Origin of the sequence: Thermohalobaculum xanthum (assembly GCF_016623495.1) — a bacterium.
Taxonomy (GTDB): domain Bacteria; phylum Pseudomonadota; class Alphaproteobacteria; order Rhodobacterales; family Rhodobacteraceae; genus Thermohalobaculum; species Thermohalobaculum xanthum.
Map to the genome: position 1 here is coordinate 90,045 of NZ_JAEHHL010000010.1, position 22,570 is coordinate 112,614.

The window sequence follows — 22,570 nt, forward strand, 5'->3', positions numbered from 1 at the left end:
GCGATGACGGAACGCCGCCGCGCCGTGGTCACTGGCGGAGCGCATCGTCTGGGCCGGGCAATGGCGCTGGACCTCGCGTCGCGCGGCTGGGACGTCGCGATCCATTACTCGAGCTCGGAGGCCGGAGCGCGCGCCGTGGTGGCCGAGGCCGAAGCGCTGGGTGCCCGCGCGGCCAGTGTCCGCGCCGACCTGCTCCGCGAGGACGAAACGGCGACGATCATCGCAGAAGCCACCGAGGCGCTGGGCGGGCCGCTCAGCCTCCTGATCAACAACGCATCGATCTTCGAGAACGACCTCGTCGAGACAATGACCCGCGAGAGCTGGGATCGTTCGGTCGAGACGAACCTGCGCGCCGCGGTCAAGCTGACCCAGGACTTCGCGTCTCAGGCTCCGCGCGCCGAGATCGACGGTGCGGGCGAGCCGGTCGCCCGGGCATGCATCGTCAACATGATCGACCAGCGTGTCTGGAAGCCGACGCCGTTCTTCCTCAGCTATTCGGTGGCGAAGGCGGGGTTGATGGCGTTCACGCGCACATCGGCACAAGCGCTCGCCCCGCATATCCGCGTCAATGGCATCGGCCCCGGGCCAACGCTCAAGGGCACGCGCCAGTCGGACGAGCATTTCGCACGGCAGCGGGCCGCCTGTGTCCTGGGCCGCGGGGCCGACGCGGCGGACATCGTCCAGGCGCTGCGTTTCATTCTCGAGTGCAAGGCCCTGACCGGACAGATGCTCGCGATCGATGGCGGGCAACATCTCGCGTGGCAGACCCCGGACATCCTGATGGCCGACGAGTGATTCGTGATGGCAGCGTGGCAGTGGGGCCACTTGTCCACCCCTTCGCGGGGGCCGTCGCACCGCTGTTAAAATTCTTTAACAATCCCAAGGCGATGGCGGGGAAATTTATTTTCTCCTTTAAAAACAGTACATTAGAACGATGCCTATTTTTTGTGCAAGATGAACAACGTCCCTCAGACTCCACGAAGAATCCGGTCCTGCCACTAGATACTGACAGAGTTATCCACACATTCGGGGGACTCATTCACGCTTGAATGACGATCCCGTTACGGCTAGCCGAAAACCGATTCTCATGACACCGAAGAACACAACGCACGCCGAAGCAGCCGAAACCGGGATCGAGACCGGTCCCGAGGTGATCCGACGGCACCTCGCGACGCTCGATGACCGCCCAGGGGTCTACCGCATGCTGTCGGCGCGATCCGAGGTTCTCTACGTCGGCAAGGCCCGCGCGTTGCGCCGGCGCGTCGCGTCCTACGCGAAGATGGGAGGCCACACCAACCGGATCGCGCGGATGATCTCCGAGACCGCGTCGATGGAGTTCATCACCACCGAGACCGAGACGGAGGCGCTGCTCCTCGAGGCCAATCTGATCAAGCAGCTCAAGCCGCGCTACAACGTGCTGCTGCGCGACGATAAGAGCTTCCCCTACATCCTGATCGAGGACGGCGCGTTTCCCCTGCTCACCAAGCATCGCGGCGCGCAGCGCGCGAAGGGGCACTACTTCGGACCGTTCGCCTCGGCCGGCGCCGTCAACCGTGCGCTCAACCAGATGGAGCGGGCGTTTCTTCTTCGGACCTGCTCGGACACGATGTTCCGCTCGCGCACGCGGCCGTGCCTTCTGTTCCAGATCAAGCGATGCTCGGGCCCCTGCACCGGCGAGATCTCGGCCGAGGATTACGCGCTTTTGGTTGAGGATGCGGTCGCCTTCCTGCGCGGCCGGACGACCCGCATCCAGGCCGAACTTGCCGAGCGCATGCGGACTGCCGCAGCAGACATGGACTTCGAGCGCGCCGCCATCTTCCGCGACCGGATCCGCGCGATGGCGCATGTCCAGGGTCACCAGGGCATCAATCCGCGCCTCACTGCGGAAGCCGATGTCTTCGCCCTGCACCGGGAGGGCGGCCAGGCCTGCGTCCAGGTCTTCTTCTTCAGGAACCACCAGAACTGGGGCAACCACGCGTTCTTCCCGAAGGTCTCGCCCGAGATGGATGATGCCGAGGTGATGGAAAGCTTCATCGGTCAATTCTACAGCGCCATGCGCGTGCCGCCGCGAATGGTCCTGATGAGCCACCCGGTCGAGAACGGAGACATGCTTTCAGGCGCGCTTCGCGCCCTCGCTGGGCGGCGGGTCGCCATGGCCGTGCCCCGCCGAGGCGAGAAGCGCGAGCTGGTCGATCACGCGCTCACGAATGCCCGCGAGGCGCTGGGACGCCGGATGGCCGAAACCGCGAGCCACGCACGCAACCTCGAGGGCGTGGCCGAGGCCTTCGGATTGACCGCACCGCCGCAGCGGATCGAGGTCTATGACAACAGCCACCTCATGGGAACCGACGCCGTCGGCGCGATGATCGTGGCCGGCCCGGACGGCTTCGAGCGCGGCCAGTACCGAAAGTTCACGATCAAGGGCGGCGACCTCACGCCCGGCGACGATTTCGGGATGATGCGCGAGGTCTTGACCCGCCGCTTCGGCAAACTCATGCGCGACGACCCCGAGCGGCAGACAGGCGCGTGGCCCGACCTCATCCTGATCGATGGCGGGCAAGGACAGGTCTCGGCCGCAGGCTCGGTGCTTGCCGATCTCGGCGTGATCGATGTCGCGCTTGTCGGCGTGGCGAAGGGCGTCGACCGCGACGCTGGCAAGGAAATCTTCCACGCACCCGGGCGCCGTCCTTTCGCATTGCCCTATCGAAGCGCGACGCTCTACTTCCTCCAGCGACTGCGCGACGAGGCGCACCGCTTCGCCATCGGCGCCCATCGCGCGAAACGCGCGAAGGCCACAACCCGGACGCCGCTCGACGACATCCCCGGCGTCGGGCCCGCGCGCAAGCGCGCGCTGCTGACGCATTTCGGCTCGGCAAAGGCCGTTTCCCGCGCCGGCCTGACGGATCTCAAGGCGGTCGAAGGTGTCTCCGACGCAATGGCCGAGACGATCTACGCCTTCTTCCATGGCGAGCGGTAGAGGACCGCCTCCAAGCCCCCCTTGCCAACTGCCCCGCCGCCCGATACCCCGCTTGGATGCGCTGGACCGTACCGAACCTGCTTACCGTCTCCCGCGTCCTCGCGGCGCCAGGCGTGCTTTTCGCCTTCCTGCTCCTCGATTCGCCCTATGCGGACTGGATCGCGCTGGTTCTGTTCGTCAGTGCCGCGATCACCGACTATTTCGACGGCTGGCTGGCGAGGCTGTGGCGACAGGAAAGCGCGTTCGGCAAGATGCTCGACCCGATTGCAGACAAGCTCATGGTGGCAATCGGGTTGCTCGTGCTCGCGACTTTCTCGGTGGGCGCCACGCCGCTCTACCTGATCCCGGCGAGCGTGATCCTCACGCGCGAGATCCTGGTCTCCGGCCTCCGGGAGTTCCTCGGCGAGGTCAAGCTTCACGTCACGCTGATCGCGAAATGGAAGACCACCGCGCAACTGGTCGCGATCGGCGTCCTGCTGTCGGCCGTGCCGCTCGCGCATCTCACGGGTGCCGAGCCGCGACCGGCGCGGCCCAGCGCCCTTGTCGAACCCATCGGAACCGCGATCGCCTGGGGCGGACCCACCGCGCTGCCGGTCTGGAACTGGGTCGTGATTTCAGGGCTCTCCCTGCTCTGGATCGCGGCCGGGCTGACAGTGCTGTCGGGCTGGGATTATTTCCGCAAGGCGATGCCCTATATTCAGCATCGGGAGAAATGACGATGCAGGTTCTCTACTTTGCGTGGATGCGCGAGCGCGTCGGAGCCGCCTCGGAGGAGATCGACCCCGAGGGCGCAAAGACGGCTCGAGAACTCGTCGAGCGGCTGTGCGCGCGTGACGAGCGCTATGCTCTGGCCTTCTCGGAACTCGCGTCGGTCCGCGTGGCGGTCGACCAGGAGATGGCCGATCTCGATGCCTCGATTGCCGGGGCCCGCGAGATCGCATTCTTCCCCCCGGTGACGGGAGGCTGAGCATGGCTGACGCCGGCGGCATTCCCACCCACGTTTCCGTCCAGCCCGACGATTTCGACATCGGCGAGGAGATCGAGCGCCTCGCCCGCGGAAATCGGGACATCGGCGCCGTCGTCAGCTTCACCGGGCTCGTTCGCGAGATGACGACGGATGGCGAGATCTCGGCGATGGAGCTCGAGCATTGGCCGGGGATGACCGAAAAGGCGCTGAGCGACATCGCGCGCGAAGCAACGGCGCGCTGGCCGCTCGATGGTGTCAGGATCATTCATCGCCATGGCAAGCTCGAGCCCGGCGACAAGATCGTGCTTGTCCTTACGGCCAGCCGACACCGCGCCGCAGCATTCGAGGCCGCGGAGTTCCTGATGGACTACCTCAAGACGCGCGCGCCGTTCTGGAAGAAGGAGCATTCCGCGCGCGGCGGCCGATGGGTCGATGCACGCGAGTGCGACGATGCCGCCGCCGATCGGTGGTCAGGCCAGGACTGACGTCAGCTTCCCTCGCCGTCCGTTTCGGACTCGCTCGGCTTTCTGGCAGACCTGCTCCGTCGTCCGGTGGACGATGATCCTGTCGGCGCTGGTTTCTTTCGCGTCGAGGACTTCCGCCGCGATCTCGTCTGCGGCTTTGGCGGCTCCGACGTGTCTGTTTTCGGTGCGGACTGCAGTGCGCTCGCCCCCTGCGCCTCTGAAGGCGTGGTCGCGGCCTTTGTGGGCGCTGACAGGGTATCCTGCGCTTCCGCCAGACGGGCTTCGAGCTCTTCCACCCTTGCGCGCGCCGCGCGGAGCTCGGTCATCGATGCGTCGCGGTCGGCCGTTACCTCGGCGAGCGCCCGTTCCAGTTCGGCCTCGCGCCGCGCCGCGGCAGAATTGAGCCGCGCCTCCTGCTGCGAAGACGACCGCTGCAGCTCGGAGTTTTGTGCATCCAAAGCGGCTTCGGCAGCGATCCGCGCCTCGATCGCTGCATCCCGCGCCTCCTCGGCTTCGTGCAGCCGCTTCGAGAGCACGGCAATACGCCCCGCATGCGATGTCGGTACCGGCGCAAGCCTTCGCCACAGGACGTGCAGAAGCCATCCCAACAGGATCGCCCCGGCGAGCGTGACGCCAATGGCAATTTCCAGCTCGGCGCGGTCGAACATTGCTCTACTCCTTCAGCTTGAAGGCGATGCGGCGATTGCGGGCGCGGCCCTCGGGCGTGTCGTTTGTCGCGATGGGATCGTGCTCGCCGTATCCCTTCGCGTCGAGACGATGAATGCGGATGCCTTCGTCCACCAGCGCGTCCAGCACGGCTTCCGCGCGGCTTTCGCTCAGCTGCTCGTTGAGTTCCTCGCGCCCCTGGTTGTCGGTGTGTCCGCCGATCTCGACGGCAACCTCGGGGCAGCGCCGAAGGATCGAAGCGAGGGCGCGAATATCGTCGCGACTGCCACTGTCGATGCGCGCGCTCCCGGGATCGAACAGGACACCGCGTTTCATGACCGCGCGGTTCAGCTCGGCGACGCAGCGGTCGGGATCGAGTGGAAGCGCCCTGATCATGCTGGGCAGATCCACCCGAAACTGCGTTCGCAGCGGGATGGTCTCCGGCATGCGTTCGGCAATTCGGTCATGGAGTTCCCGCGCGGCGCGGGCACCCGGAAGCTTCGCGGTGAGTATCAGGCCACGGGCCGTCAACTCCGCGGTCCCGCGAAACTCGGTGAGGGCCTCGAGCGCGGCGAGTGCGGCCTCCTGCCACCCTGCCGGCGGAGTGACATCAGCGGCCCGCAGGTCCGACTCGACCGCATCGCGCCCAAGGCGCGACGACGCGACCGACGAGAGCGCGGTCGCCGCGACCGCATCCTCGACGCGCCCCTCCAGCGTGAGGCGCTCCCCGAGCCGCGTCAGCCGCATCCAGTAGCTTTCCTTCTCACGCGCGGCGCGCTCGGTCTCATGTCCCGCCGCGACCGCCCCGGAAAGGTCGAAACCCGGTGGAAGGTCGATCGAAAGGCTGGCGAGCGCCGCCTCGAACCTCTCGGTGCTGGTCGGCGGCAGGGCATCGAGCGTCACCGAGCGGTAGGTCACTTCCACGCGCCCCGCCGGCAGCGCGGCAAGGGCGCCGAGAGCGGCGCGAACCGCACTAACCCATTCGCCATGGGGGCCGCCAAGTCCCGCGGGGCACCGTGCAGGTCCCCCGGCGATCTGCATCTCCTTGCGAATGGTGTCGATTTCCACCGCCTCGGCCTCGGTCCGGGCCGAGCAGACGACAAGCGTCATCACGCCATCCCGTGATTTCTCCGTCACGAAGGAGAAGGGCGTGATCACCCGGCCGGGAACCCTGATCGCCGTGACGAGCTTGATATCAGGTCCGGCCAGCTTGAGAAGCTCGGTCTCCATCGCATCGCGTGCCTCGAGGTCGGCCGCGACCCCTTCGACGAAGACACTGCCCGGCGTCACGCGAACGAATGCACGCGGCATCATGTCGATCACGGCGAGGGCAACCGCGATCTCGCCGCCCCAGCCTGCCGGCGGTCGCGCCGCGTCGATCCCGGTCAAATCGTCGATCTCGAGTTTCTGGTCGACCTTCCGGACCTGCGCGATCAGCGCATTGCGCATCTGCTCGTCATGAACCCGGCCCATGAGCGTGAGCGCATTGTCATCGAGGTGAAATTCCAGCTCGATCGGCTCGCGGCGCTCGGGCGGCGCGAGCCGCGCGGTCGTCCCGTCGATCACGCGCCCGAGGCGCGCAAGCGATCTGCTCGCCTCGACGGCGAGCGCCTGCGAGTCGACATCTGGCGCATCGCCAGACAGCTCTACAATGAGGCCATCGACCGCGACGCGCGCCCAGTCGAGCCCCAGAACGTCAAGCCCGTTCTCGACACGCGCGCCAAGCATCGCCTCGATCGCGACGGCGCCGCGCGCGCTGAGGTCCCGGATGCCCAAGGCGACCAGCAGGGCGACCAAGGCGAACATCGAAAATCGCAGAACTGGTGTCATGCGTCCAAATCTTGGGCGCGACCATCGTGGGTCTCGACCTGCAATTCGCGGTGGAGATCCGTCACGACCGCGTGGTCGCCATCGCGCGCTGGTGTCGCATGCCCCGCTCAATCGCGCAAGCCGCCGTCTGGGTACTGGCATGTCGGCCCCTGCAATGCGAGAACGGTCGCCGTTCTGCCCCGCGCGTGGCGAACGCATCCCTGAAGCCATAGCCGGGAGCCATGGTCATGAGCTCGACACCTTCGGTCACCGCCGCACGACCCGACACGCCGCGACCGGCGCGGTTCGCGCGCGTGATCGCGCATCGCGGTGCCAGCGGCGCGGCGCCCGAGAACACGCTCGCCGCGTTCCGCCTCGCCGCCAGCCAGGGCGCGCGCGCCGTCGAGTTCGACGTCTCGCTTCTTGGCGACGGGACGGCGGTCATCTTTCACGACGAGACCCTTGATCGCTGCACCAACCGGACGGGGGCGCTCTCGGCCATCGGGCGGCATAACCTTGCCAACATCGACGCAGGGTCGTGGTTCAGTCCGGAGTTCGCGGGAGAGCCGCTGCCCACACTTGACGCGGCGCTCGAACTGATCGGCGCTCTGGGTCTGTCAGCCAATCTGGAGATGAAAGCGCATGGCGCCGCGCCCGGGCCTTTGGCGCGCGCGGTCGTTGACGCACTGGACCGGCATGCCTGGACGCGGCAGCGTCTGACCGTTTCGAGCTTCGATCACGACGAGTTGCAGGAACTGCGCGGTCTCTCCGCCGATGTCCCGGTCGCGGTGCTCTACGAGGAGCCGACAAGAGACTGGCGCGGGTTTCTCGCCGACCTCGATGCCGAGGCGATCCATCTCCATCACACCGCGCTCGACGGCGCGCTGATCCATGCCGCAGGCGATGATGGACGCTCGGTCCGCGTCTACACCGTAAACGACCCCGCGATGGTGAGCGCGTTCCGTGACGCGGGGCTCGAAGGTTTGTTCACCGACCATCCCCCGCGCTTTCTGAGCCAGAGAGACTGGGCGTCGTGGGACCGGGCTGCGGGCTGAACTTCGTCAGGCCACGCGCGTCGAGAGGTCGAGGCCGAGAAACAGGACGATCGTCAGACCCAGTGCAACGCCCGCCGGAAGGTAGACGGTCTGATCCAGTGATTTCCATCCGGTCTCGCGCACGCGCACGACGCGACGCGCGATCTGATGGAATACGATGAGCCCGATCGCCGAGAGCGCAAAGATCAGCAGGACGCCTGTGACGGCGCTTCCCGGCACGAAGGGGGTGATCGCCGCAATCAGCTTGAGATCCCCCGCCCCGATGCTTCCGCCGGCGACGCTGAACAACACGAAGCCGGCCAGCAGAGCAATCACCGCGTGGAAGATGCGCCACAGATAGACGTCGAACGGCAGTCCCCAGAGCCCGGTGACGAGAAAAACGCCAAAGGCCGCGAGCACGGCCCAGTTGGGGATCTTCATCGTCCGCAGGTCGGACAGGATGACGTAGGCCATCAGCGGCAGCATGACCGCGAAGGCAAGGGTCAGAGCGGGCGTTTCCATCATGGGCGTGCCGTCCTCAGTTCACGATCGCGGAGTCGAGATGAGCCAGGCGGTCGGCCGCCGCCTGATAGTACCTTGGATGCGACTGCAACGCCGCGGCATAGAGCCCGCGCGCGATGCGCAACTCGCCATTCTGCTGCGCGATAACACCCATGTTGTACTGGATCGTCGCGCGCTCGGAGTCCGTCATCGGCACGATCGGAAGACGAAAATCGCCCTGCAGCGCCCGGGAGATCGCGAGGTTGTTCTTCGCGCTGAACAGGCGGGAATCATAGCTGATAGCACGCTCGAAGGTTCGCGAGGCGTCCGGAAGGTCGCCGCGCGCCATCTTGCTCACACCCCAGTTGTTCAGGACCTCGGCCGGCGCAGTGCTCTGCGCCTCGGCGCGCTCATACGCCCGGTCGGCGGCTTCCCAGTCCTTGGCGTGATCGGCAAGCATCGCATCGAGCAGATGCCGCCTCGGCGTGTCGAGCGATGCAGGAAGTGACGCGGCCAGCGCCGAGGCATCGTTCCAGCGGTCGAGCCGCACGGCGACATAGGCGTAGTCGAGCCGATCGACGACTTCCTCCTGCTTGAGCGCCAGCAGCTCCTGATAAATTCGCGCCGCTTCGGGGTAGCGTTTCGCACGGGAATACGACTGGGCAAGCCCCCGACGGAAGTCGGCACGGTCGGGCTCGCGCGCGACCGCGTTCTCGAAGTAGCGAACGGACTCCTCGGGATCGCCCGCCTGCAACATCAACTGGGTAAGGTTGGCCTCGTCGATGATGTCACCCTTCAGCGGATCCTGCTTTTCGGAAACCGAGGGCGTGTCGCAACCGGCAAGTCCGACTGCCGACAACATCATGAGCGCAGCAATTGCGCGTTCTGCCCGCATCGCCTCTCCTCCTTCAGCCCGGCGTACCGGAGCTTTCCGCGCCTTCGGCGTCTTGTTCATTCGTTTCCATCAACCGGTATTCACTTGCCCCAAGTCGCTGCAGCCTGTGGCTCACCGCGGGGTCAGGCTGCGATTCCTGATCGGCGATGGCAATGGCCGTCTCCGCTTTCGCAAGATACAGCGCCGCAACTTCATTGGATCCGCTCGACAAGATGAACGCGGTCTGAAACGCCTGCTTCGCTTCATGATACCGGCCCAGATCGTAGAGCACCACGCCTAGATTGGTGTGGACCGTCGCGTCTTCGGGCGCGAGATCGCGAGCGTTCTCGAGATGCATCAGGGCACGCGACATCTGTCCCATCTGCGACGTCGCAATTCCCAAGCCGGTCAGGGTGCGGGCATTCAGGCCTTCAAGCGCGAGCGAGCGGTTGAACGCCCGTTCTGCCTGCGCCGGCTCCCGGGTAGCGAGGAGCTGCACACCAAGCATGTACCAGGATTGTCCCGAACTGACCTGGAGCGCGCCGGGAGCCTCAAGCTCCGCCAAGGGCCCTTTGGTCTCGCATCCTGAGAGGGCCACGACGACCAGGATCGTCCAGACGTGACGCGCGGTCGCGCGATGGATCATTGAGCGACGCCGGAGAGCTGGGCAAAGGAGCGCAAGATCTGGATGAAGGACGGTCCCACAAGGATCAGGACGAGCGGCGGCACCGTGAACAGCATGGTTCCCAGCGTCAGCTTGGTAGGCAGCACGTTTGCCTTTTCTTCCGCGCGCATCAGGCGCTTGTCACGCATCTCCGCGGCGTAGACACGCAATGCATCGGCAACGGATGTACCGAAGGCGATCGACTGGATCATCACGGTGACGAACGAGCCGACGTCATTGACGGCGGTCCGCTCAGCGAAGTCGCGCAAGACGGCGATGCGGTCCTTGCCAACGCGGAACTCCTGCGTGACGATCTGCAACTCGTTCGCAAGGGCGTCTGCGCTCTTTTGCATTTCCTTGCCGACACGCGCCATGGCCTGGTCGAGCGATTGCCCACCCTCGATGCAGACCAGGATCATGTCCATCGCATCGGGGAAAGCGCGTTCGATGTCTTCCTGCCGACGTCCGATGCGACGTTTCACCCAGAACGTCGGGAAGAGGAAACCGGCAAGGCCGAGCAGGCTGCTAAAGATCAGGGCGACCCCGACGTTCGGCTTTTCCGGGATCAGGAACGTCACCACGACGCCGAACAAGAGCAGCCCCAGTCCGAGCCCGACCCGCAGCAGCACGTACATCCGCACTGCCGATCCGCCTGTGTACCCCGCACGCTTCAACTGCGTGCGGAGTTCATCCATCTCCTTCTTTTCCTTGGGCTCAAGGTAGTTCTTGAGGGCCCCAAGCTTGCCGTCGTCCTTGTCGCTGCGAAGATTGACGAGCTCGCTCTTGAGCCGATCATCCCGGAAATTGAACCTCTCGAGGGGGTCCTTCTTCTTGCGCAGAACCAGCGGAATTGCCACCAGCACCATCAGGATCGAGAGCGCGGCAAGCGCATAGAAGGGTCCTGCGGGACCGTAGTTCTCGACCAGCGCCGCGACGACGCGATCAAAGAAACCTTTCAGGAACTCGAGCAGCCCAGCCATCTCTCAGACCTTGATGTTGACCATGAGGCGCATGAAAATGATGTTCAGGATCAGCAGGATAAACGTGAGGATCGCACCCGGCATGAACAATGGGTGATCCGACACGCTATCATAATAGTCCGGCTTCACGACCTGAACCATCAACAGCGCTAGCACAGGGAAGAACGAGAGGAACCAGCCCGACCAGCGTGCTTCCGCAGTGATCGCGCGGACCTTCCTGAACAGCTTGAAGCGCGCGCGGATCACCTTGCTCAATCCGTCGAGGACTTCCGCGAGGTTACCACCCGAGGTCGACTGGATGTTGATCGCGATCGCGAAGAACCGAAGATCCGGCAGGGGGACGCGGGCCGTAAGCCGGTCGAGCGCGTCATTGATATTCATTCCGTAGGTCGCTTCATCGGCGATCAGGCCGAACTCCGAACCAAGCGGATCCGGCATCTCCCGCGCAACGATCGCGATCGCAGCGGTGATGGGATGGCCCACGCGGAGCGAGCGGACCATGAGATCGATGGCGTCGGGGAACTGCTCTTCCAGGAGCGAGATCCGGGCCTTTGCCTTGTTGCGGAGCCAGATGAACAGCGCACCATAGCTGATCATAATGGCGACCACGATCCGGATCGGCAGAGACGCCGAGGTGAAGGCCGTCAGCATCACGAAAGCGGCGATCATCAGGAAGAAGAGGGTAACGACGATCCAGATCGGCGTGATCGCGATGTTCGCGAGGCGCGCCTGCTCCATCATCGCGCCGATGATCGGGATGCGCAGGTCGTATTTCTTGCCCTCACGCTCCGCGCGCAAGATCGAGAGGACCTCTTCGGTATCCTTGCCTTCCTGCAGGAGCGAGAGGCGGCGGTTGATCTTCTTCTCGCGCCGCAGCGTCTTGCCGAAGACGATCAGGTAGACGCCTTCGACCATCAGCAGGACGCCGATGAAGATCAGCGCATAGACGATCGGCTGGAAAAGCATGCTTCGATGGTCCCCGCTTCTACATCAGACGTCCGGGCGGAAGAGGCTCGCCGGAAGCTCGTAACCCCACTGCTTGAACCGGTCGGAGAACTTGCTCCGGATGCCGGTTGCGACGTAGCGCCCACGGATTAAGCCGCCCTGCTCCGTGGAGAGGCGTTCGAACTTGAAGATCTCCTGCATGGTGATGATGTCACCTTCCATGCCGACGATCTCGGAGATCGACGCCATGCGACGCTTGCCGTCGGACATGCGGCTCACCTGCACGATGATCTGGATCGCGCTGGCGATATTCGTCCGCACCGCCTTGAGCGGAAGCTCGATGCCCGACATGCCGATCATGTTCTCGATACGGCCCATGGCGTCGCGCGGGCTGTTGGCGTGGATCGTGGTCATCGATCCGTCGTGGCCCGTGTTCATCGCCTGGAGCATGTCAATCACTTCCTCGCCGCGAACCTCGCCGACGATGATCCGGTCGGGACGCATGCGGAGCGCGTTGCGCACGAGATCGCGGATCGTGACCGCTCCATGCCCTTCGATGTTCGGCGGGCGAGATTCCATGCGGCCGACATGGTCCTGCTGCAGCTGAAGCTCGGCCGTATCCTCGATTGTCACGATGCGCTCGTCATTCGCAATGAAACTTGAGAGCGCGTTCAGCGTCGTCGTCTTACCGGAGCCGGTTCCACCCGAGATCAGGACGTTCAGCCTGGTCCGAACGCAGGCATGGAGGAAGAGCGCCATTTCCTCCGAGAACGCGCCGCCCTCGATCAGCTTGTCGACCGTGTACGGGATCTTGGAGAATTTGCGGATCGAGAGCAGCGGGCCGTCCACCGCGCAAGGCGGGACAAGCGCGTTGACGCGGCTGCCGTCGGCGAGACGGGCGTCGACCCACGGGTTGGATTCATCGACGCGGCGGCCGACCGCCGAGACGATCTTGGTGATCACCCGCATCAGGTGCGCATTGTCCTTGAACTGGACATTGACGCGTTCGAGCTTTCCGCCGCGCTCGACGTAGCACTGTTCGTAGGTGTTGATCAGGATGTCCGTGATCGTCGGGTCGGCGAGAAGCGGCTCGAGGGGGCCAAGACCCATGACCTCGTCGACCAACTCGCGGACCAGCTGTTCGAACTCGGTGCGGCTCAGGACGAGATCGCTGTCGACCAGACCCTCGCGCACGATCTCCCCGATCTCGTAGCGAAGTTCGTTCTCGCTCACCTTGTCCAGCGCGGCAAGATTGAGGGTGTCCAGCAGCTTGCGGTGGAGTTCGTCCTTGAAGTTCAGCAGGCGGCGGCGGCGCTTCTGGTCCACCTCAGGCGCGGCAACGCCCGCGCGTGCATCCATGCCGATCTGGCGCAGGCGTTCCGACGTGTCGCTCTCGCGCTGAAGGGCGCCATTGGTGTCTGCCGCCGCGGCGGGATCCCGGAGCGCCTCGGCGCCCACGCCCCCTTCCGTACCGTCTGTGTCCTTCTGGCCGGTTCTCGAGCGACGAAACATCTTCGAACTCCCGTACTACACGGCCCCACTCACGCTGAGTCGGCCGATGCCTCGGTGGTTGTGACCAGGGTGATCGCGCGCTGTGCAACCTTTGCGATCTCTCGCCGCAGCGGATTATTCCGCGCGACCTCCGCGAGAGGAGCTCCCTGATCGCAACAATTCACCACCTGCTTTCCACCATCAGGCAGCATATGCGCAAATTCAATCCCCAGGCTCTCGGACAGGCGCTTGACCCGCGCCTTGCCCGACAAGTCGGTAAGGCCTGGCGCGCGGTTCAGGACGAACTGCAGCTTGTTGAGCGGCAGGTCTTCCGACTTAAGCGAGCGGATGAACCTGAACATGTTCTGCGCCGAACGCATGTCCGTTTCCATCAGGGCGTAGAACACGTCTGCGGCGCTGTAGACGGACTCGGACCACCCCATCAGAGCCTGGGGCATATCAACGACCACATAATCGAATGCGTCCCGCGCGAGTGCGAGGATGTTCTGAATGTCCGAAGGCGCCACGATATCGAGCGGCAATGCGTCGCGTGGCGCCGTGAGGACGTGAAGGCGATCGCGATATGACGACAATGCCTGCATCAAGCCGGTCTGATCGAGATTGCCGGCCTCGGACACCAGCTCATAGACGGCCTCGCGCCGCGGCACGTCGAGGAACGTGGCGATCGAACCATACTGGAAATTGAAGTCGAAGAGGGCGACGCGGCGCCCCTCAGACCGAACGATGCTCGCGAGTTCCCACGCGACGTTCACCGCAAAGGTGCTGGCCCCGACGCCTCCGGCGACGCCATAAACACCGACAATCTTGCCGCTGCGCTGCGTCTTTCCTTTCGCGGACCCGAGCGCGCCGCCACCTTGCGTCCGGGCGACGCGCAGTCGGTTGATCGCCTCCTGGAGCGCGCCAGGAGGGTCAGGATAGGGTGCAAACTCGACGGCGCCGGCACGCATGACGTTGTGCATGGTTCGCGGCGAGACATCCCCGATGACGAGAAGCACGAGCAACTCGGCATTTGAGGCCTTGCGGATCAGTTCGGCGCAGGCTTCGACCTCACCCTCGTCGTCCGAACTGAGCGTGAGGATGACGAAGGTCTGGTCGCGTTTGATTTCGTCGAAGACTTCGTCGGCTTCGGTGTTCGAGACCTCGACCCACTTGTCGGCGCCAATCTCGCCGTCGAGGTCCTCGGCCAACGAATCCATAGCGGCGAAGTTGTCCGAAAACACCATCGCCTCGGGCGTCGCCTCGGACTCTTTGCGCATGAAGGAAAGCGCCATCACTCTTCACCCTGCTGTTGCGCGGCGAAACCGGGCCGCTGCGGGAAAAGCGATCGCTCCCACAATGCTGCCCCGGTCATGCCTCGCCCTGCTACTGCCCCGCTACCGGCGCTGAAGAGCATCCGGACAGCCTGCTCAAACTGCACGACACCGCCTCCGGACACAGGCCCCATGCCCCGCGTGACAGAACGTGCCCCGTTGATGATACCGACTTTTCGGACATTCTGCCCGAATTTGAAACATCACGGGGACACCCTTCCCCACTACGCCGTACATCATGGCCACCCACTCCGGACAAACGGCCCTTACGCAAAACCCACGGATCCAACTTCGTAAACGATAATTAAACAAAAAGGCGGGCTCGTGGCGACAAGTCGACGAGGGCCGCCGAAAATGAAGGCGCGCGCAAGCTTCTGGACATGCGCGCGCCCTCGCGCCTGGATCAGTTCTCGACGTCGGTGCTGTCGGGTTCCGTGGTGATGTTCTGACCGGCCTGATACCGGTCATACACGCGCTGCGCGTACTCACCATCCAGACCCGTGCCAACCACGCTGAAGTCGAAGCCGACGACCTCGGTAACCGAACGCCGGTTGCGCCGTTCGCGCTCCTGCGTCTGGATGACCGGATCCCGCTCGCCGCGCGATTCGACGACATCGATGCGCTTTCGGGAGATCCCCTTCGCCACCAGGTAATTCGCCGCGGCGCGGGCGCGCCGCATGCCCAGGCGGTTGTTGTACCCCTCGCCGCCGACAAGATCAGTGTGCCCAATAACGGCAACGCGGACCGTCTTATTCGCCATCAGCCACGCCACCTGCTGGTCGAGCGCGCTGCGCGCGGTCTCGTCGAGGTTGGACTGGTCGAACTCGAAGGTGACGGTATCGGTTGCTGCGGCCTTGAACGCCGCGTTCAGCGCCCTCAACCGCTCGACCGGATCGCCATAGGCGATCTGGATCCGCTCGTTATGTGCCGCCGCGAGGCCATAGACACCCTGGTTGGGCGAGTCGCCGGCGATCTGATTTGCGCAACCGGCGACGCCAAAGGCTGCGACGACGAGAAGGGAAGTCGAGATTCTCTGCATCGTCCTCACTCCACCACGTAGCCGAATGCACCGTCGAGGCCCTGAGATGCGGCCCCACCCGCGAACTCGTTCGACGGCTGTCCCATGATGAACAGGTCGAACTCGTTCGGCAGCGCGACCCGGTCACCCGGCATCTGCAGCTGCTCGATGCTGTCAACCGGCACCACCAGGTTCGCGGTGACGATGATCACGAGTTCGGTCTCGTTCCGCTGGAATTCCGTCGAACGGAACAGCGTGCCCAGCACCGGCACGTCGCCCAACCAGGGGATCTGGTTGACGGCATCCGCGAAGTCGTCCTGGAACAGGCCGGCGATCGCGAAGCTCTGACCGTCACGGAGCTCGACCATCGTGGTCGCCCTGCGGATGACGAACGACGGCACCGTGACCGGCTGACCGCCAACCGTGCCAACGAACGTGCTGTTGTTCGGGTCAATGTTCGACACTTCGGCCGAGACCGAGATATTGATCAGGTCATCGTCGAGAACAGTCGGAATGAAGTTGAGTCCGACGCCGATCGGCTTGAACTCGACATTCGACTGTCCGTCGTCGTCGATGACCGGGATCGCGACCTCGCCGCCGGCAAGGAAACTCGCCTGGGCGCCGGAGAGCGCGACGAGGTTGGGCTCCGCCAAAAGGCGGGCAAAGCCTTTGTCCTCAAGCGCGGTGATCGTGATGTCGAGCAGGAAACTGTCGGCAATCGCGAAGATTGCACCGAAAGTGCCGAAGCCGGCCGCTGCGAGCCCCGCCGGGCCAACAAAACCCGTGCCCAGCCCCTCCTGCGGAGACACGGTCGCAGCGGTGTTCGGGTTGACGATCGCACCGGTTCGACCGGTCGAACCCCGCGCGCCGACATTAATGCCCAGCTCCTTCGAGGCAGCACGACTCATCTCGGCGATGCGGACCTTCAGCGACACCTGCTGCGTTCCGCCGACCGACATCATGTTCGTGACCTCGGCGCCGGTGTAGGCGCGCGCAAGGCTCATGGCCTTGTCGAGCTTCGCTTTGCCGGAGACGATGCCCGACAGCACGATGCCGCTCGCCGCCGACCGCACTTCGATCGGCTCGCGCGGCATCACAGCGCGAAGGCGCTCCTTCAGCTCCGCGAGATCGGGCATCACGCTGACCGTCACGTTCGCGATCAGTGCGCCGTTCTCGCCCAGGAGGGTAAGCGTGGTGACGCCGCGCGCGCGGCCCAGCACGTAGATCGCCCGATCCGAGAGCGGAGAGACGTCCGCGACTTCGGGCTGAGCAACCGACACCTCGACGAAAGGCTGCGACGTCTCGACAACCACGGCCCGGTTGACCAGAACCGAAACGTTGTCGGACGCGAGCCCTCGCGCGATCCGCAGGACCGAAGGCCCCTCGGCGGATGCGGCACCAGGCCACCCGATTGCAAAGACACAGATGCAGGCGGTCAAACCCGCTAGAAGAAAAGTGTTAAGTCGACCCCACATAGCGTTCATCGCCCCCAACGTGCGCTGTGACACCATCTCATGCTCGCAAGTTAAACACTCGGATGGTGGCTTCTTCAACAGTTTATGTCGCGAAGCTACAGTTCGGCCCAAAAGTCGTGGCAGAAGTGCCGCAAATCACTCGATACGCGTCGTCTCGACCGCGGTCCCCTTGCGGACCCGGATGTCGGTACCGGTATCAACGACCTTGGGCTTTTCCGCCCGGCCGATCAGATCGTCGAGACTGACAGGCTTGCTGGCATCCCCCTCGCCAGTACCCGCGGTCTCGGACTCATTGAGCCCTCGAAGGGTGAGCGACAGACGCCCGACCTGTTGCGCCAAGGCGAGTATCTGCGCCTGGCGCGAGTCGACCTCGACCGTCGCGGTGCGGCCAACCCGGGGCGAAGCCCGGTCCTTCGTCTGGCTCTGGTCGACCGCAATGACAAGGATGTCCTGGAGAATTACACGCGAGGCCAGCTGCTCTCCGCGGCTCTCCGTAAGAATGATATCGACACGATCACCAGGCGCCAGGAAACCGGCCACACCGGATACGGCATCGATGGGGAGAGAGTAGGCGCGCTTGCCATCGGCCAGCCGCATCGCCATTCCGGCTTCCTGGCCAAACCCCGTAATCTTGGCTTGGAGGATCGGCTCGCCCGGCTCCATCGCCCGCAGCACGAAACGCTTCTGCTGACCGGAAGAATCGACCAGTGCCTCGACCGCATCGAAAGTTCCCGCGGGGACCGATGCCTTCGGCCAATCGATGACGTTCAACGCGCTCGGCTCGAGCTCCTGTCCGTAGGAAAGAGGGATCTTGGCGACGACGACCTTGGCCATCGCGGGTCCCTGAGGACCCTGATTGCGCGCTTCGAAGGCGGCGAAATACTGCTTTGAATAGTAGAGCGCACCGCCCGCGAGAGCGACACCAAGGATAAGAACGAGAATACCAATCAGGCGCATCTGTTTCGGCCACTCCGCTCGCCATCCACCCTGAGGGAGGCGTTATATCAGAATGTTCTTTGAGCGTGCACCCGCCCCATGAGGCTGGGCAAGCCATATCAGTCAAATCGATACCGCGATGCGGAGTCGCCCCCAAGTGTTGCGCGGGCGCATCAGCGCTACTCTTGACTCGGCCGGCTCAAGCCCGGGCTTGGAGGTCAGCTCCATCGACGCGCGCTGGCCGAACAGGAGAGCTCAACCAGAAGTCAGCGTCGCACCGGCGAGTGTATCGCTTACCACTACGCCCAGGCCGCTCTTGATCCCAACGGCGACGCCAGTGATCGGATCGACGAGCACACCGATCACACCAAGGGCAAGCAGCACAACACCCGCGGCAAGTGCCACCCATTCGATGGTGATTGCGCCGTGTTCCTCGTTCAGGAAGGCCAAAAGATGCTGCATACTCTTTACTCCTTCGTCGACACAGTGGGCCTCGAAAAGATCGGCCAGGCTCACCACGGAAAGACGAAATCCACTTACAGGCAGCCCTGCATCTATCCGGCTCCGATCGCGCAAGCTGCAGATTTGGAAAGGTCAACTTGCCGGTAGCGTCGGCACACCTTTACTCGTCTGGGCTGCCTCCCCAAACGCATCCGGAGAGGCAGCAGTTCTCAGGCGCCCGAAGGCTGATCAGCCGGTCGTCGCACCGACGAGGGTCGTCGACGTCACGTCACCGATCGTATCGGCAATGTTCGACGCAACGCTCTCGAGCGCCGGGTCGAGAACCGCGATCACACCAAGGGCAAGCAGCACGACACCGGCGGCAAGCGCCACCCACTCAATGGTGATCGCGCCGTCTTCGTCTTTCAGGAATTTCACGAACTTCGTCATTTCTGTCTCCTACGGTTTACAAGCCGACTGGCAGGCGCCGATTCTTCATACCCACCAACCCGGGACGCCCTCGCGATACTTACACCATCACCCCACCGGCAGCGCCCTCTCGAATACGAATACCACCACGCCATCCGAGTCTCAAAGAACTTTTAAAGAATGTCTTTGAATATGACAGGCCAATCTCCTATCTTGATTACAACAGGCTCAAATAAAGGCAGCGTCGCCACAATTCATCGACGGAGAGCGTCAATTGAGGCGGAAATGTGGCAAAGCCATTTGGATCGTGATTCTTTCACTGGTCTGCGAATCGTCCGGAGTGGGAATCGTCCCGCCTGGAATCGCGACCGCAGGAACACTTCCGAACAGCGTCCGCGTCGGTGACCGCTCCAAGATGACGATCATCGGGCTCCCCAAGCCCGGAGAAAAGCGGATCGTCCTGCACCCTCCCACCGCGAAATCGAGGGACAAGCCCGCTAGCGTCGCGCGTCGCCCCGGACCATCCGAGCTCGACTGGTTCTGGTCGCGTCACAGCCCCGATGCCAGTGCGTCGACGCCTGCGCGCTGGGACGCGGCGCTTTCCAGCCTGCGCGAGCGGCGTGGCCAAGGCGGGGGCTTCGTCTCGGCGCGCCTGATGCGCGAGGTCATCGCCAGTCACGGAAACATCATCTCGGGAGCAGCCGAGCGCAACGGCATCTCGAGCGCGCTCATCGCGGCGGTGATCGCGGTCGAGTCTGCCGGCCGTGAAAAGGCGGTCAGCCACAAGGGGGCGCAAGGCCTCATGCAGCTGATACCAGCCACCGCCCGGCGCTTCGGCGTCTCGAACAGCTTCGACCCGGCGCAGAACATCGGTGGCGGCGCTGCATATCTGCGCTGGCTGCTCGACCGGTTCGGCGACGACGTCCTGCTGGCGCTGGCCGGCTACAATGCCGGCGAGGGCGCCGTCGAGAAGCACGGCGGGGTTCCCCCGTACCGCGAGACGCGCGATTACGTGGTCAAGGTGATCGACGCCCTTGTCGCGGCAGAGGGCATGTGCGCGCTCGCCCCTGCGGGACCGCGCGAGCCCTGCGCCTTCGTGCAGGCGAGCCGGTAGAGAACGACAACGGGCGCCCGATGGGCGCCCGCTTCAACCTGCACGATAATGGATGTCACTTGACGAGGCGCGCCTCGGTCAGCTTCTCGACCTCGTCCATCGTCACACCGTCGGCGAGTTCCACGACCTTCAAACCGCCCTCGACGACATCGAACACGCCAAGATTGGTAATGATGCGATCCACGACACCCTTGCCGGTGAGCGGCAGCGTGCATTCCTTGAGCAGCTTCGACTCGCCCTTCTTGTTCGCGTGATCCATCACCACGATGACGCGCTTGACCCCGGCCACGAGGTCCATCGCGCCGCCCATGCCCTTCACGAGCTTTTTGGGGATCATCCAGTTCGCGAGATCGCCCTTCTCGGACACTTCCATGGCGCCGAGGATCGCCATCGCGATCTTGCCGCCCCGGATCATTCCGAAGCTGTCCGAAGACGAGAAATACGCGGTGCGCGCCAGCTCGGTCACCGTCTGCTTGCCGGCGTTGATCAGGTCGGGATCGACCTCGTTCTCGGTCGGGAACGGTCCGATGCCAAGCATCCCGTTCTCCGATTGCAGCGTGACGTCAACACCATCGGGGATGTAGTTGGCCACCAGCGTCGGGATACCGATGCCGAGGTTCACGTACATCCCGTCCTCAAGCTCACGCGCGGCCCGCGCGGCCATCTGGTTGCGGTCCCATGCCATCTCAGAATCCTCCCCTCAGGCCGCGCGCGTGGTGCGCTGCTCGATACGCTTCTCGAAATTGCCCTGGATCAGGCGGTGCACGTAGATGCCGGGCAGGTGGATGTTGTCGGGGTCGAGGCTGCCGCGCGGCACGATCTCCTCGACCTCGGCGACGCAGACGCGCCCGCATGTCGCGGCCGGCGGGTTGAAGTTGCGCGCCGTCTTGCGGAACACCAGGTTGCCGGTGTCATCCGCCTTCCATGCCTTCACGATCGACAGGTCGGCGACGATGCCGCGCTCGAGGATGTAGGTCTCGCCGTCGAACTCCTTGTGCTCCTTGCCCTCGGCGACGGCCGTGCCGACGCCGGTCTTGGTGTAGAAGCCGGGAATTCCCGCGCCACCGGCGCGCATCCGCTCGGCCAGCGTGCCCTGCGGGTTGAACTCGATCTCGAGCTCGCCGGAGAGATACTGCTGCATGAAGAGATCGTTCTCGCCCACATAGGAGCTGATCATCTTCGATACCTGCTTGCCCTGCAGCAGCAGCCCGAGGCCGAAATCATCGACGCCCGCATTGTTCGAGGCGATGGTGAGGTTCTTGACGCCCGAGTCCTTGATTGCCGCGATCAGGTTCTCGGGGATGCCGCACAGGCCGAAGCCTCCAGCCGCGATCAGCATCCCGTCGCGCAGCAGGCCATCCAGGGCCTCCTTCGCGCTCCCGTAAACCTTCTTCATCCGGATTTCCTCCCGATCTTCCGCGCGGGACCGGCCGCGCCCCCAGGATCTTGCCGCGGCGCACCATAGAAAGTCGCGTGTCGGCCAGCAAGCGGGATCATGCCTGATTGCGACCCGTGTCTGAAACCCGGGGCTGCCGCGGGAATCTGCGTCGCGCGGCGTCCGGGGTCTGCCAGGCCTAGCGGGCCGAAGCGTCGCTCTGCGATACCCTCGCAAGAAGTGCCGCGATCCGCCCGTTCACGGCCTCCGCGGCCTCCAGCGTCGCAATATGTCCGACGCCGGGCAGGACGGTCAGAGCGGCATCGCGACAGGCCTCGACGATGGGCGGATGGAGCCTTGGTGGACAGATGCGGTCCGCCTCGCCCACGATCACCTCGACGGGTGCCGCAAACCCCTCGATCGGGCCCAGCATCTCCCTGCGTGTGTCGAGCGCGAGCGCCTGCGCGTGCATGACATCGGCCGGGGTCTCGAGCGCCATGGCGCGCACCATCGGGCCAAGCTGCGCCGCGATCTCGCTGTCATGGACAAAGAACTTCGGGACGAACCGATCGACATAGGCCTGCGTCCCGGTTCGCCGGGCCTCGGCCAGCAGATCCGAGCGCCACGCACACTCCTTCGGGCGGGCCGCGGTCGGGTCGGTGTCCATCAGAACTGCGCCGGCCACCCGCTCGGGCGCGCGCGCCATCACCTCCATCGCGACCATGCCCCCCATCGACAAACCGGCGACGACGAAGCGCGGCGGGGCGGTCGCGAGAAGCCGCTCGGCCATGGCGCCGAGATCGTCATCCCGCAGCGTGTCGGCGATCACCGTCGGATGACCGGCCGCGAATGCCGCAAGCTGCGGCGCATAGAGCCATGGCCCGCAGAGATGGCCGGGGATCCAGACGATTGGAAGCCCGCCCGCACCGTTTTGTGAAATCGCCGGATCGCCACCGTTGCCGGTCATCGCGGGAGGTCCCCTGCGCATCCGCGCATCGGTTCCCAAGGGACGCTGTCTCGAGGGGATCGCGATGCCATCGCTCGGGCCAGGGCGGCGATCGTGCGAGACGGGCGATCGC

At 64.5% G+C, this 22,570-nt stretch carries 24 protein-coding genes; 7 read left to right on the forward strand and 17 right to left on the reverse strand.

The annotated features are described in order from the left end of the window. Positions 1–3: 3 nt before the first annotated feature. The 5 genes from H0I76_RS16340 to moaE all read left to right on the forward strand — a co-directional run bounded on the left by H0I76_RS16340 (position 4) and on the right by moaE (position 4,429). A complete protein-coding gene (locus H0I76_RS16340; protein WP_200612222.1) occupies positions 4–795 on the forward strand; it encodes an SDR family oxidoreductase in 792 nt (263 codons plus the stop codon). A gap of 292 nt (positions 796–1,087) precedes the next feature. Next, complete coding sequence (gene uvrC, locus H0I76_RS16345) at positions 1,088–2,977, forward strand: excinuclease ABC subunit UvrC (protein WP_200612224.1); 1,890 nt, start codon at positions 1,088–1,090, stop codon at positions 2,975–2,977. 56 nt (positions 2,978–3,033) lie between these two features. Next, the gene (gene pgsA, locus H0I76_RS16350) at positions 3,034–3,693 is read left to right on the forward strand and encodes a CDP-diacylglycerol--glycerol-3-phosphate 3-phosphatidyltransferase (protein WP_200612226.1); all 660 of its coding nucleotides are present in this window, start codon (positions 3,034–3,036) and stop codon (positions 3,691–3,693) included. A 2-nt stretch (positions 3,694–3,695) separates the two neighbouring features. Continuing rightward, positions 3,696–3,944 carry a molybdopterin converting factor subunit 1 gene (moaD, locus tag H0I76_RS16355; protein WP_200612228.1) on the forward strand — a complete coding sequence of 83 codons (249 nt, stop codon included), beginning with the start codon at positions 3,696–3,698 and terminating at the stop codon, positions 3,942–3,944. A 2-nt stretch (positions 3,945–3,946) separates the two neighbouring features. Beyond that, positions 3,947–4,429 (forward strand): molybdopterin synthase catalytic subunit MoaE, encoded by a 483-nt coding sequence (gene moaE / locus H0I76_RS16360; RefSeq protein WP_200612230.1) that lies wholly within the window; start codon positions 3,947–3,949, stop codon positions 4,427–4,429. A gap of 2 nt (positions 4,430–4,431) precedes the next feature. On the opposite strand, the gene H0I76_RS16365 is transcribed toward moaE, so the two are convergent. Both H0I76_RS16365 and H0I76_RS16370 read right to left on the reverse strand, forming a co-directional pair. Beyond that, on the reverse strand, positions 4,432–5,076 hold the full coding sequence (locus H0I76_RS16365; RefSeq protein WP_200612232.1) for a hypothetical protein: 645 nt from the start codon (positions 5,074–5,076) through the stop codon (positions 4,432–4,434). A gap of 4 nt (positions 5,077–5,080) precedes the next feature. Next, complete coding sequence (locus H0I76_RS16370; RefSeq protein ID WP_200612234.1) at positions 5,081–6,904, reverse strand: OmpA family protein; 1,824 nt, start codon at positions 6,902–6,904, stop codon at positions 5,081–5,083. A gap of 227 nt (positions 6,905–7,131) precedes the next feature. Here H0I76_RS16370 and H0I76_RS16375 point away from each other — a divergent pair, with 227 nt between their 5' ends. Continuing rightward, positions 7,132–7,938: a glycerophosphodiester phosphodiesterase family protein gene (locus H0I76_RS16375; RefSeq protein ID WP_200612237.1), complete on the forward strand. Its 807-nt coding sequence runs from the start codon at positions 7,132–7,134 to the stop codon at positions 7,936–7,938. A 6-nt stretch (positions 7,939–7,944) separates the two neighbouring features. Here H0I76_RS16375 and H0I76_RS16380 read toward each other — a convergent pair whose 3' ends face one another. From H0I76_RS16380 to H0I76_RS16435, 12 genes are all read right to left on the reverse strand, one after another. Continuing rightward, entirely contained in the window at positions 7,945–8,439 is a 495-nt protein-coding gene (locus tag H0I76_RS16380) for a prepilin peptidase (protein WP_200612249.1), read from the reverse strand. A gap of 16 nt (positions 8,440–8,455) precedes the next feature. Continuing rightward, positions 8,456–9,373, reverse strand: coding sequence for a tetratricopeptide repeat protein (locus H0I76_RS16385; protein ID WP_200612252.1), 918 nt, complete (start codon positions 9,371–9,373; stop codon positions 8,456–8,458). Beyond that, positions 9,327–9,938, reverse strand: a complete 612-nt coding sequence (locus H0I76_RS16390; protein ID WP_200612255.1) for a tetratricopeptide repeat protein — start codon at positions 9,936–9,938, stop codon at positions 9,327–9,329. Before H0I76_RS16390 ends, H0I76_RS16385 begins: the two co-directional genes overlap by 47 nt. Further along, positions 9,935–10,936 (reverse strand): type II secretion system F family protein, encoded by a 1,002-nt coding sequence (locus tag H0I76_RS16395; protein WP_200612257.1) that lies wholly within the window; start codon positions 10,934–10,936, stop codon positions 9,935–9,937. The genes H0I76_RS16390 and H0I76_RS16395 overlap by 4 nt, the downstream gene beginning before the upstream one ends. 3 nt (positions 10,937–10,939) lie before the next feature. Further along, on the reverse strand, positions 10,940–11,902 hold the full coding sequence (locus H0I76_RS16400) for a type II secretion system F family protein (protein WP_200612260.1): 963 nt from the start codon (positions 11,900–11,902) through the stop codon (positions 10,940–10,942). A gap of 24 nt (positions 11,903–11,926) precedes the next feature. Then, positions 11,927–13,393, reverse strand: a complete 1,467-nt coding sequence (locus H0I76_RS16405; protein WP_234455385.1) for a CpaF family protein — start codon at positions 13,391–13,393, stop codon at positions 11,927–11,929. Positions 13,394–13,422: 29 nt separating this feature from the next. Continuing rightward, entirely contained in the window at positions 13,423–14,664 is a 1,242-nt protein-coding gene (locus H0I76_RS16410) for an AAA family ATPase (protein WP_200612263.1), read from the reverse strand. A 442-nt stretch (positions 14,665–15,106) separates the two neighbouring features. Beyond that, the gene (locus H0I76_RS16415) at positions 15,107–15,742 is read right to left on the reverse strand and encodes an OmpA family protein (protein ID WP_200612265.1); all 636 of its coding nucleotides are present in this window, start codon (positions 15,740–15,742) and stop codon (positions 15,107–15,109) included. A 5-nt stretch (positions 15,743–15,747) separates the two neighbouring features. Further along, on the reverse strand, positions 15,748–17,232 hold the full coding sequence (locus H0I76_RS16420; protein WP_407704279.1) for a type II and III secretion system protein family protein: 1,485 nt from the start codon (positions 17,230–17,232) through the stop codon (positions 15,748–15,750). A 99-nt stretch (positions 17,233–17,331) separates the two neighbouring features. After that, a complete protein-coding gene (gene cpaB, locus H0I76_RS16425) occupies positions 17,332–18,153 on the reverse strand; it encodes a Flp pilus assembly protein CpaB (RefSeq protein WP_200612272.1) in 822 nt (273 codons plus the stop codon). Positions 18,154–18,387: 234 nt separating this feature from the next. Beyond that, positions 18,388–18,594: a hypothetical protein gene (locus H0I76_RS16430; RefSeq protein ID WP_200612275.1), complete on the reverse strand. Its 207-nt coding sequence runs from the start codon at positions 18,592–18,594 to the stop codon at positions 18,388–18,390. 228 nt (positions 18,595–18,822) lie between these two features. After that, positions 18,823–19,023, reverse strand: a complete 201-nt coding sequence (locus H0I76_RS16435) for a Flp family type IVb pilin (protein ID WP_200612278.1) — start codon at positions 19,021–19,023, stop codon at positions 18,823–18,825. 394 nt (positions 19,024–19,417) lie between these two features. Between H0I76_RS16435 and H0I76_RS16440 the strand changes: the two genes are divergently transcribed. After that, positions 19,418–20,116, forward strand: coding sequence for a lytic transglycosylase domain-containing protein (locus tag H0I76_RS16440; protein WP_200612281.1), 699 nt, complete (start codon positions 19,418–19,420; stop codon positions 20,114–20,116). A gap of 55 nt (positions 20,117–20,171) precedes the next feature. On the opposite strand, the gene H0I76_RS16445 is transcribed toward H0I76_RS16440, so the two are convergent. The 3 genes from H0I76_RS16445 to H0I76_RS16455 form a co-directional block, all read right to left on the reverse strand. Continuing rightward, complete coding sequence (locus H0I76_RS16445) at positions 20,172–20,801, reverse strand: CoA transferase subunit B (protein ID WP_200612284.1); 630 nt, start codon at positions 20,799–20,801, stop codon at positions 20,172–20,174. Between the two features lie 15 nt (positions 20,802–20,816). Continuing rightward, positions 20,817–21,512: a CoA transferase subunit A gene (locus tag H0I76_RS16450; RefSeq protein WP_200612288.1), complete on the reverse strand. Its 696-nt coding sequence runs from the start codon at positions 21,510–21,512 to the stop codon at positions 20,817–20,819. 178 nt (positions 21,513–21,690) lie between these two features. Then, positions 21,691–22,458, reverse strand: coding sequence for an alpha/beta fold hydrolase (locus H0I76_RS16455; RefSeq protein ID WP_200612291.1), 768 nt, complete (start codon positions 22,456–22,458; stop codon positions 21,691–21,693). Between the last annotated feature and the right edge of the window lie 112 nt (positions 22,459–22,570).

Bases quoted from the DNA above. Each gene is read 5' to 3' on its own strand.
- H0I76_RS16385 (WP_200612252.1), bottom strand. From the start codon at position 9,373: ATGAACAAGACGCCGAAGGCGCGGAAAGCTCCGGTACGCCGGGCTGAA.
- H0I76_RS16410 (WP_200612263.1), bottom strand. From the start codon at position 14,664: ATGGCGCTTTCCTTCATGCGCAAAGAGTCCGAGGCGACGCCCGAGGCG.
- H0I76_RS16405 (WP_234455385.1), bottom strand. From the start codon at position 13,393: ATGTTTCGTCGCTCGAGAACCGGCCAGAAGGACACAGACGGTACGGAA.
- H0I76_RS16400 (WP_200612260.1), bottom strand. From the start codon at position 11,902: ATGCTTTTCCAGCCGATCGTCTATGCGCTGATCTTCATCGGCGTCCTG.
- H0I76_RS16440 (WP_200612281.1), top strand. From the start codon at position 19,418: ATGACGATCATCGGGCTCCCCAAGCCCGGAGAAAAGCGGATCGTCCTG.
- moaE (WP_200612230.1), top strand. From the start codon at position 3,947: ATGGCTGACGCCGGCGGCATTCCCACCCACGTTTCCGTCCAGCCCGAC.
- uvrC (WP_200612224.1), top strand. From the start codon at position 1,088: ATGACACCGAAGAACACAACGCACGCCGAAGCAGCCGAAACCGGGATC.
- H0I76_RS16420 (WP_407704279.1), bottom strand. From the start codon at position 17,232: ATGGTGTCACAGCGCACGTTGGGGGCGATGAACGCTATGTGGGGTCGA.
- H0I76_RS16430 (WP_200612275.1), bottom strand. From the start codon at position 18,594: ATGCAGCATCTTTTGGCCTTCCTGAACGAGGAACACGGCGCAATCACC.
- H0I76_RS16415 (WP_200612265.1), bottom strand. From the start codon at position 15,742: ATGCAGAGAATCTCGACTTCCCTTCTCGTCGTCGCAGCCTTTGGCGTC.
- pgsA (WP_200612226.1), top strand. From the start codon at position 3,034: ATGCGCTGGACCGTACCGAACCTGCTTACCGTCTCCCGCGTCCTCGCG.
- cpaB (WP_200612272.1), bottom strand. From the start codon at position 18,153: ATGCGCCTGATTGGTATTCTCGTTCTTATCCTTGGTGTCGCTCTCGCG.
- H0I76_RS16435 (WP_200612278.1), bottom strand. From the start codon at position 19,023: ATGACGAAGTTCGTGAAATTCCTGAAAGACGAAGACGGCGCGATCACC.
- H0I76_RS16375 (WP_200612237.1), top strand. From the start codon at position 7,132: ATGAGCTCGACACCTTCGGTCACCGCCGCACGACCCGACACGCCGCGA.
- H0I76_RS16390 (WP_200612255.1), bottom strand. From the start codon at position 9,938: ATGATCCATCGCGCGACCGCGCGTCACGTCTGGACGATCCTGGTCGTC.
- H0I76_RS16395 (WP_200612257.1), bottom strand. From the start codon at position 10,936: ATGGCTGGGCTGCTCGAGTTCCTGAAAGGTTTCTTTGATCGCGTCGTC.
- H0I76_RS16455 (WP_200612291.1), bottom strand. From the start codon at position 22,458: ATGACCGGCAACGGTGGCGATCCGGCGATTTCACAAAACGGTGCGGGC.
- H0I76_RS16450 (WP_200612288.1), bottom strand. From the start codon at position 21,512: ATGAAGAAGGTTTACGGGAGCGCGAAGGAGGCCCTGGATGGCCTGCTG.
- H0I76_RS16370 (WP_200612234.1), bottom strand. From the start codon at position 6,904: ATGACACCAGTTCTGCGATTTTCGATGTTCGCCTTGGTCGCCCTGCTG.
- H0I76_RS16380 (WP_200612249.1), bottom strand. From the start codon at position 8,439: ATGGAAACGCCCGCTCTGACCCTTGCCTTCGCGGTCATGCTGCCGCTG.
- moaD (WP_200612228.1), top strand. From the start codon at position 3,696: ATGCAGGTTCTCTACTTTGCGTGGATGCGCGAGCGCGTCGGAGCCGCC.
- H0I76_RS16340 (WP_200612222.1), top strand. From the start codon at position 4: ATGACGGAACGCCGCCGCGCCGTGGTCACTGGCGGAGCGCATCGTCTG.
- H0I76_RS16445 (WP_200612284.1), bottom strand. From the start codon at position 20,801: ATGGCATGGGACCGCAACCAGATGGCCGCGCGGGCCGCGCGTGAGCTT.
- H0I76_RS16365 (WP_200612232.1), bottom strand. From the start codon at position 5,076: ATGTTCGACCGCGCCGAGCTGGAAATTGCCATTGGCGTCACGCTCGCC.